General features: G+C 66.8%; 6 protein-coding genes. All 6 read left to right on the top strand.

Annotation, left to right across the window (positions count from 1 at the left end; translation table 11 throughout):
• Positions 1-26 precede the first annotated feature (26 nt).
• The 6 genes from ABD207_RS17960 to tuf all read left to right on the top strand — a co-directional run bounded on the left by ABD207_RS17960 (position 27) and on the right by tuf (position 9,389).
• Positions 27-3,926 carry a DNA-directed RNA polymerase subunit beta' gene (locus ABD207_RS17960; protein ID WP_344014096.1) on the top strand — a complete coding sequence of 1,300 codons (3,900 nt, stop codon included), beginning with the start codon at positions 27-29 and terminating at the stop codon, positions 3,924-3,926.
• Between the two features lie 145 nt (positions 3,927-4,071).
• A complete protein-coding gene (locus tag ABD207_RS17965) occupies positions 4,072-4,629 on the top strand; it encodes a DUF1707 and DUF4190 domain-containing protein (protein WP_344014097.1) in 558 nt (185 codons plus the stop codon).
• Positions 4,630-5,030: 401 nt separating this feature from the next.
• Positions 5,031-5,402 (top strand): 30S ribosomal protein S12, encoded by a 372-nt coding sequence (rpsL, locus tag ABD207_RS17970; protein ID WP_003948652.1) that lies wholly within the window; start codon positions 5,031-5,033, stop codon positions 5,400-5,402.
• 2 nt (positions 5,403-5,404) lie between these two features.
• Positions 5,405-5,875, top strand: coding sequence for a 30S ribosomal protein S7 (rpsG, locus tag ABD207_RS17975; protein ID WP_167991111.1), 471 nt, complete (start codon positions 5,405-5,407; stop codon positions 5,873-5,875).
• Between the two features lie 39 nt (positions 5,876-5,914).
• Entirely contained in the window at positions 5,915-8,041 is a 2,127-nt protein-coding gene (gene fusA / locus ABD207_RS17980; RefSeq protein WP_344014098.1) for an elongation factor G, read from the top strand.
• 154 nt (positions 8,042-8,195) lie between these two features.
• Positions 8,196-9,389, top strand: coding sequence for an elongation factor Tu (gene tuf, locus ABD207_RS17985; protein WP_343997519.1), 1,194 nt, complete (start codon positions 8,196-8,198; stop codon positions 9,387-9,389).
• Positions 9,390-9,431: the final 42 nt, after the last annotated feature.

Raw genomic sequence — 9,431 nt, forward strand, 5'->3', positions numbered from 1 at the left:
ACGACCCTGAGAGGGATTGACGCATAGTGCTCGACGTCAACTTCTTCGACGAGCTCCGGATCGGCCTGGCCACCGCTGACGACATCCGTCAGTGGAGCCACGGCGAGGTCAAGAAGCCCGAGACCATCAACTACCGCACCCTCAAGCCCGAGAAGGACGGACTCTTCTGCGAGAAGATCTTCGGTCCGACCCGGGACTGGGAGTGCTACTGCGGCAAGTACAAGCGCGTCCGATTCAAGGGCATCATCTGCGAGCGCTGTGGCGTCGAGGTCACGCGCGCCAAGGTGCGCCGTGAGCGGATGGGCCACATCGAGCTGGCCGCCCCTGTCACGCACATCTGGTACTTCAAGGGCGTCCCGTCGCGCCTGGGCTACCTGCTGGACCTGGCGCCGAAGGACCTCGAGAAGGTCATCTACTTCGCCGCCTACATGATCACGTGGGTCGACGAGGAGCGCCGTGCCCGCGACCTGCCCTCGCTGGAGGCCCAGGTCTCCGTCGAGCGCCAGCAGATCGAGCAGCGCCGCGACGCCGACCTGGAGGCCCGCGCCAAGAAGCTCGAGGCCGACCTCGCCGAGCTGGAGGCCGAGGGCGCCAAGGCCGATGCGCGCCGCAAGGTGCGCGAGGGTGCCGAGCGCGAGATGAAGCAGCTGCGCGACCGCGCGCAGCGCGAGATCGACCGCCTCGACGAGGTGTGGAACCGGTTCAAGAACCTCAAGGTCCAGGACCTCGAGGGCGACGAGCTGCTCTACCGCGAGCTGCGTGACCGCTTCGGCACGTACTTCGACGGCTCGATGGGTGCCGCGGCGCTGCAGAAGCGCCTGGAGTCCTTCGACCTCGAGGAGGAGGCCGAGAAGCTCCGCGAGATCATCCGCACCGGCAAGGGCCAGAAGAAGACCCGCGCCCTGAAGCGGCTGAAGGTCGTCTCCGCGTTCCTGCAGACCTCCAACAGCCCCAAGGGCATGGTCCTGGACTGCGTCCCGGTCATCCCGCCGGACCTGCGTCCGATGGTGCAGCTGGACGGTGGCCGCTTCGCGACCTCCGACCTGAACGACCTGTACCGCCGGGTCATCAACCGCAACAACCGTCTGAAGAGGCTGCTGGACCTCGGCGCGCCCGAGATCATCGTCAACAACGAGAAGCGCATGCTTCAGGAGGCTGTTGACGCCCTCTTCGACAACGGCCGCCGCGGCCGTCCGGTCACCGGCCCCGGCAACCGTCCGCTGAAGTCCCTCAGCGACATGCTCAAGGGCAAGCAGGGCCGCTTCCGCCAGAACCTGCTCGGTAAGCGTGTCGACTACTCGGCGCGTTCCGTGATCGTGGTCGGTCCGCAGCTGAAGCTGCACCAGTGCGGTCTGCCGAAGGCGATGGCGCTGGAGCTGTTCAAGCCGTTCGTGATGAAGCGCCTGGTCGACCTGAACCACGCGCAGAACATCAAGAGCGCCAAGCGGATGGTCGAGCGCGGCCGCACCGTGGTGTACGACGTCCTCGAAGAGGTCATCGCCGAGCACCCGGTGCTGCTGAACCGTGCGCCCACCCTGCACCGTCTGGGCATCCAGGCCTTCGAGCCGCAGCTGGTCGAGGGCAAGGCCATTCAGATCCACCCGCTCGTGTGCACCGCGTTCAACGCGGACTTCGACGGTGACCAGATGGCCGTGCACCTGCCGCTGTCCGCGGAGGCCCAGGCCGAGGCCCGCATCCTGATGCTGTCCTCGAACAACATCCTCAAGCCGGCCGACGGCCGTCCGGTGACGATGCCGACCCAGGACATGGTCCTCGGTCTGTTCTTCCTCACCACCGACGGCGAGATGCGCGACCTGAAGGGCGAGGGCCGTTCCTTCTCCTCGGTCGCCGAGGCGATCATGGCCTTCGACGCGGGCGAGCTGTCGCTCCAGTCGAAGATCGACATCCGCTTCCCGGTCGGCACCATCCCGCCGCGCGGCTGGACCCCGCCGGCGCGCGAGGAGGGTGAGCCCGAGTGGCAGCCCGGTGACAGCTTCCGGCTGAACACCACCCTGGGCCGGGCGCTCTTCAACGAGCTGCTGCCCGAGGACTACCCGTTCGTCGACTACGAGGTCGGCAAGAAGCAGCTCTCCGAGATCGTCAACGACCTCGCCGAGCGCTACCCGAAGGTCATCGTGGCGGCGACGCTCGACAACCTGAAGGCGGCCGGCTTCTACTGGGCCACCCGTTCCGGCGTCACCGTCGCCATCTCCGACGTGGTCGTCCCCGAGGCGAAGAAGGAGATCGTCGCCAAGTGGGAGGCCGCTGACGAGAAGGTCCAGAAGCAGTACGAGCGCGGTCTGATCACCAAGGACGAGCGCACGCAGGAGCTCATCCAGATCTGGACCCAGGCGACCAACGAGGTCGCCGAGGCGATGAACGACAACTTCCCCAAGACCAACCCGATCTTCATGATGGTGAACTCGGGTGCGCGAGGCAACATGATGCAGATGCGTCAGATTGCCGGTATGCGCGGTCTGGTGTCGAACGCCAAGAACGAGACGATCCCGCGGCCCATCAAGGCCTCGTTCCGTGAGGGTCTGTCCGTGCTGGAGTACTTCATCTCCACGCACGGTGCCCGTAAGGGTCTGGCGGACACGGCTCTGCGTACCGCCGACTCGGGTTACCTCACCCGTCGTCTGGTCGACGTCTCCCAGGACGTCATCATCCGCGAGGAGGACTGCGGCACCGACCGCGGCCTGCGCCTGAAGATCGCCAACCGCGACGCCGACGGCGTGCTGCGCAAGGCGGAGAACGTCGAGACCTCGGTGTACGCGCGCTGCCTCGCGGAGGACATCGTGGTCGACGGCCAGGTGCTGGCCCCGGCCGGCACCGACCTGGGCGACGTGCTCATCGAGGAGCTGATCTCCCGCGGCGTCGAGGAGGTCAAGACCCGCTCGGTCCTGACCTGCGAGTCCGCCGTCGGCACCTGCGCGATGTGCTACGGCCGTTCGCTGGCCACCGGCAAGCTGGTGGACATCGGCGAGGCGGTCGGCATCATCGCCGCCCAGTCCATCGGTGAGCCCGGTACCCAGCTGACGATGCGTACCTTCCACACCGGTGGTGTGGCCGGTGACGACATCACCCAGGGTCTGCCGCGTGTCGTCGAGCTCTTCGAGGCCCGTACCCCGAAGGGTGTCGCCCCGATCTCCGAGGCCTCCGGCCGCGTGCGGATCGAGGAGACCGAGAAGACCAAGAAGATCGTCATCACGCCGGACGACGGCAGCGACGAGACGTCCTACCCGATCTCGAAGCGTGCCCGTCTCCTGGTCAGCGAGGGCGAGCACGTCGAGGTGGGCCAGAAGCTCACCGTGGGTGCCACCAACCCGCACGACGTGCTGCGCATCCTGGGCCAGCGTGCCGTCCAGGTCCACCTGGTCGGCGAGGTCCAGAAGGTCTACAACTCGCAGGGTGTGTCGATCCACGACAAGCACATCGAGATCATCATCCGGCAGATGCTGCGCCGGGTGACGATCATCGAGTCCGGCGACGCCGAGCTGCTGCCCGGTGAGCTGGTCGAGCGCTCGAAGTTCGAGCAGGAGAACCGTCGTGTGGTCCAGGAGGGCGGTCACCCGGCCTCCGGCCGTCCGCAGCTCATGGGCATCACCAAGGCCTCGCTGGCCACGGAGTCCTGGCTGTCGGCGGCGTCCTTCCAGGAGACGACGCGAGTCCTCACGGACGCGGCGATCAACGCCAAGTCCGACTCGCTGATCGGCCTCAAGGAGAACGTCATCATCGGTAAGCTCATCCCGGCCGGTACGGGCCTGTCCCGCTACCGCAACATCCGGGTCGAGCCGACCGAGGAGGCCAAGGCCGCGATGTACTCGGCCGTCGGCTACGACGACATCGACTACTCGCCGTTCGGCACCGGCTCCGGCCAGGCCGTCCCGCTGGAGGACTACGACTACGGTCCGTACAACCAGTAAGGCGCACGTCCGCTGAAGGGCGGCCACTCCGCGAGGGGTGGCCGCCCTTCGGCGTTCCCCGGCGGGTCCGCCGGTGCGTCTGTCGGTGCCTGAACGGGCCGCTGGGCGCATCATGGAGACACTCCGGTCTTCCGGGAGGTGCCCCGTGTCGCAGCCGCCGTATCCCTCGTGGCAGCCCTGGCAGCAGCAGCCCGGTGTCCCGCAGCCGTGGCAGCCGTGGGGCCCTCAGAACGCGCCGTCGATGCTCGCCTCGCACGCCGACCGGGAACGGGCCGTGGACGTGCTCAGAGCCGGGTACGGCGAGGGGCGCATGGAGCAGCAGGAGTTCGAGCGGCGCGTGGCACGGGCGTACGCGGCGCGCACGGTGGGGGAGCTGGCGCTGCTGGTGGCGGATCTGCCGCAGGGGCCCGCTCCGCACCCCGTGGCGCATCCCGTGCCCCCGGCGTTCCTGCCGGCGCCCAGGCCGCGGGTGAACGGCAAGGCGGTCGCCTCGGCCGTGTGCGGGGGGCTGTGTCTGCTGACGTTCGGGCTGACCGGCATCCCGGCGGTGGTGCTGGGGCATGCCGCGCGGGCGGAGATGGCGCGCACCGGTGAGGAGGGGGACGCGCTGGCGCTGACCGGGCTGGCGCTCGGGTGGCTGTCGAACGCGGCGTGGGCGGTGCTGCTGATCCTGTCGTTCGTGCTGGCGCTGGTGGCTGCCTGAGGGGAGTTCCCCCGGGTCCGGAGCCCGGCCGCGGGGCTTCCGCCGAGAGCCAGGGACCGGTGGGTCTACGATGGACAAATCACCTGAATCACCCGTGGGCCGGAGATTTGAAGATCGTCTTCGACGCGGGGTCTTGACATGTGTCCCGCACCCCTGTGGGAGGCGCCCATTTGTTTTGACCGCAGCGAATGCGATAGGTACGCTCAGACCTTGTGCCTGGGGTGTGCCCTGGCCTTCGTGCGTGCCATCACAACCGCACCGGAGGCCGATGAACGGCCACCGCAATCTGCGCTTCTTTTCGCCTTGTGGCGAAGGTCCGCACGATTCGACACACCCGACCGCGTGGGTCGGCGACGTTCCAGGTTAGCTGTACCCATCGGCACACAGAAACCGGAGAAGTAGTGCCTACGATCCAGCAGCTGGTCCGTAAGGGCCGGCAGGACAAGGTCGAAAAGAACAAGACGCCCGCACTCGAGGGCTCGCCCCAGCGTCGAGGCGTCTGCACGCGTGTGTTCACGACCACCCCGAAGAAGCCGAACTCGGCCCTCCGCAAGGTCGCGCGTGTGCGTCTGACCAGCGGCATCGAGGTCACCGCTTACATTCCGGGTGAGGGACACAACCTGCAGGAGCACTCCATCGTGCTCGTGCGAGGCGGCCGTGTGAAGGACCTGCCGGGTGTTCGTTACAAGATCATCCGTGGCTCCCTCGACACCCAGGGTGTCAAGAACCGCAAGCAGGCCCGCAGCCGTTACGGCGCCAAGAAGGAGAAGTAAGAATGCCTCGTAAGGGCCCCGCCCCGAAGCGCCCGGTCCACGTCGACCCGGTTTACGGCTCCCCCCTGGTGACCTCCCTGATCAACAAGGTGCTGCTGAACGGCAAGCGCTCCACCGCCGAGCGCATCGTTTACGGCGCCATGGAGGGCCTGCGTGAGAAGACCGGCAACGACCCGGTCATCACGCTCAAGCGCGCTCTCGACAACATCAAGCCGACCCTCGAGGTCAAGTCCCGCCGCGTCGGTGGTGCCACCTACCAGGTCCCGGTCGAGGTCAAGCCCGGCCGTGCCAACACGCTGGCACTGCGCTGGCTGGTCGGTTACTCCCGCGCCCGTCGCGAGAAGACCATGACCGAGCGTCTGCTCAACGAGCTCCTCGACGCCAGCAACGGCCTCGGTGCCGCTGTGAAGAAGCGCGAGGACACGCACAAGATGGCCGAGTCCAACAAGGCCTTCGCGCACTACCGCTGGTAGTCGCAGACCCCATCGAGACCGAGAGAAGACTGAAGCCTTATGGCTACCACTTCGCTTGACCTGGCCAGGGTCCGCAACATCGGGATCATGGCCCACATCGACGCGGGCAAGACGACGACCACCGAGCGGATCCTGTTCTACACCGGCGTTTCCTACAAGATCGGTGAGGTCCACGACGGCGCTGCCACCATGGACTGGATGGAGCAGGAGCAGGAGCGTGGCATCACGATCACCTCTGCTGCCACCACCTGCCACTGGCAGCTGGACGACGTCGACCACACCATCAACATCATCGACACGCCTGGCCACGTCGACTTCACCGTCGAGGTGGAGCGTTCCCTGCGCGTGCTCGACGGTGCCGTGACGGTGTTCGACGGCGTTGCCGGCGTCGAGCCTCAGTCCGAGACCGTGTGGCGTCAGGCGGACCGCTACGGCGTTCCGCGCATCTGCTTCGTCAACAAGCTCGACCGCACCGGTGCCGAGTTCCACCGCTGCGTCGACATGATCAAGGACCGCCTGGGCGCGCAGCCGCTGGTCATGCAGCTGCCGATCGGTGCCGAGGCCGACTTCAAGGGCGTCGTGGACCTGGTCCGCATGAAGGCGCTCGTGTGGTCCGCCGAGGCCGCCAAGGGCGAGATGTACGACGTCACCGACATCCCGGCCACGCACACCGAGGCCGCCGAGGAGTGGCGCGGCAAGCTGCTCGAGGCCGTCGCGGAGAACGACGAGGAGCTGATGGAGCTGTACCTCGAGGGCCAGGAGCCCACCGAGGAGCAGCTGTACGCGGCGATCCGCCGCATCACCATCGCCTCCGGCAAGGGCGGCGGCACCACCGTCACCCCCGTGTTCTGCGGTACCGCGTTCAAGAACAAGGGCGTGCAGCCCCTGCTCGACGCGGTCGTGCGCTACCTGCCCTCGCCGCTCGACGTCGAGGCCATCGAGGGTCACGACCCGAAGGACCCGGAGACGATCGTCCGGCGCAAGCCGTCCGACGAGGAGCCGCTGTCGGCGCTGGCGTTCAAGATCATGAGCGACCCGCACCTCGGCAAGCTCACCTTCGTCCGTGTGTACTCCGGCCGCCTGGAGTCCGGCACCCAGGTGCTGAACTCCGTGAAGGGCAAGAAGGAGCGCATCGGCAAGATCTACCGCATGCACGCCAACAAGCGTGAGGAGATCGAGTCGGTGGGCGCCGGCGACATCGTCGCCGTCATGGGTCTGAAGCAGACCACCACCGGTGAGACGCTCTCCGACGACAAGAGCCCGGTGATCCTGGAGTCCATGGACTTCCCGGCGCCGGTCATCCAGGTCGCCATCGAGCCCAAGTCGAAGGGCGACCAGGAGAAGCTCGGCGTCGCGATCCAGCGCCTGGCCGAGGAGGACCCGTCCTTCCAGGTCCACTCGGACGAGGAGACCGGCCAGACCATCATCGGCGGCATGGGCGAGCTGCACCTCGAGGTGCTGGTCGACCGCATGCGCCGTGAGTTCAAGGTCGAGGCCAACGTCGGCAAGCCGCAGGTGGCGTACCGCGAGACCATCCGCAAGGCGGTCGAGAAGGTCGAGTACACCCACAAGAAGCAGACGGGTGGTACCGGCCAGTTCGCTCGCGTCATCATCTCGATCGAGCCGATCGAGGGCGGCGACGCCTCGTACGAGTTCGTCAACAAGGTCACCGGTGGCCGCGTGCCGAAGGAGTACATCCCCTCGGTCGACGCCGGCTGCCAGGAGGCCATGCAGTTCGGCGTCCTCGCCGGCTACGAGATGACCGGCGTCCGCGTGACGCTGCTCGACGGTGCCTACCACGAGGTGGACTCCTCCGAGCTCGCGTTCAAGATCGCCGGTTCGCAGGCCTTCAAGGAGGCCGCGCGCAAGGCTTCGCCCGTGCTCCTGGAGCCGATGATGGCCGTCGAGGTCACCACGCCCGAGGACTACATGGGTGAGGTCATCGGCGACATCAACTCCCGCCGTGGCCAGATCCAGGCCATGGAGGAGCGGGCCGGTGCCCGCGTCGTGAAGGGCCTCGTGCCCCTGTCGGAGATGTTCGGCTACGTCGGAGACCTCCGCAGCAAGACGTCGGGTCGCGCAAGCTACTCGATGCAGTTCGACTCCTACGCCGAGGTTCCGCGGAACGTCGCCGAGGAGATCATCGCGAAGGCCAAGGGCGAGTAACGGACTCCGTCCACACGCCGTAGGCTTGACCCCGGAGCCTGCAAGGGGCATTCCGCCATCAACCCGTCGGAATGCCCCGGGCCCGGGTTTCCCAGCAAAGATCACCTGGCGCCGATGAGTAAGGCGTACAGAACCACTCCACAGGAGGACCCCAGTGGCGAAGGCGAAGTTCGAGCGGACTAAGCCGCACGTCAACATCGGCACCATCGGTCACATCGACCACGGTAAGACGACCCTCACGGCCGCCATTACCAAGGTGCTGCACGACAAGTACCCGGACCTGAACGAGGCTTCGGCCTTCGACCAGATCGACAAGGCTCCCGAGGAGCGCCAGCGCGGTATCACCATCTCCATCGCGCACGTCGAGTACCAGACGGAGGCGCGTCACTACGCCCACGTCGACTGCCCGGGTCACGCGGACTACATCAAGAACATGATCACCGGTGCTGCCCAGATGGACGGCGCCATCCTCGTGGTCGCCGCCACCGACGGCCCGATGCCGCAGACCAAGGAGCACGTGCTCCTGGCCCGCCAGGTCGGCGTGCCGTACATCGTGGTCGCCCTGAACAAGGCCGACATGGTGGACGACGAGGAGATCCTGGAGCTCGTCGAGCTCGAGGTGCGTGAGCTCCTCTCCGAGTACGAGTTCCCCGGCGACGAGGTTCCGGTCGTCAAGGTCTCGGCGCTGAAGGCGCTCGAGGGCGACCCGAAGTGGGCCGAGTCCGTCATGGAGCTCATGAACGCTGTCGACACCTCGATCCCGGAGCCGGAGCGCGATGTCGACAAGCCGTTCCTGATGCCGATCGAGGACGTCTTCACCATCACCGGTCGCGGTACGGTCGTCACCGGCCGTATCGAGCGTGGTGTCCTCAAGGTCAACGAGGAAGTCGAGATCATCGGCATCAAGCCGGAGAAGACCAAGACCACGGTCACCGGCATCGAGATGTTCCGCAAGCTGCTCGACGAGGGCCAGGCCGGTGAGAACGTCGGTCTGCTGCTCCGCGGCATCAAGCGCGAGGACGTCGAGCGCGGCCAGGTCATCATCAAGCCGGGCTCGGTCACCCCGCACACCGAGTTCGAGGCCCAGGCCTACATCCTGTCGAAGGACGAGGGTGGCCGCCACACCCCGTTCTTCAACAACTACCGCCCGCAGTTCTACTTCCGTACCACGGACGTGACCGGTGTGGTGCACCTCCCCGAGGGCACCGAGATGGTCATGCCGGGCGACAACACCGAGATGCGCGTCGAGCTGATCCAGCCCGTCGCCATGGAGGAGGGCCTGAAGTTCGCCATCCGCGAGGGTGGCCGGACCGTCGGCGCCGGCCAGGTCACCAAGATCATCAAGTAAGACTTGCTGGTCTGACCTGGTAGCTCCACTGCGAGCAACCGC

This window comes from Streptomyces thermospinosisporus (assembly GCF_039526425.1).
GTDB lineage: Bacteria > Actinomycetota > Actinomycetes > Streptomycetales > Streptomycetaceae > Streptomyces > Streptomyces thermocarboxydovorans.

Excerpts from the sequence above, each read along its gene's own strand:
- rpsG (WP_167991111.1), top strand. The coding sequence starts at position 5,405 with ATGCCTCGTAAGGGCCCCGCCCCGAAGCGCCCGGTCCACGTCGACCCG.
- fusA (WP_344014098.1), top strand. The coding sequence starts at position 5,915 with ATGGCTACCACTTCGCTTGACCTGGCCAGGGTCCGCAACATCGGGATC.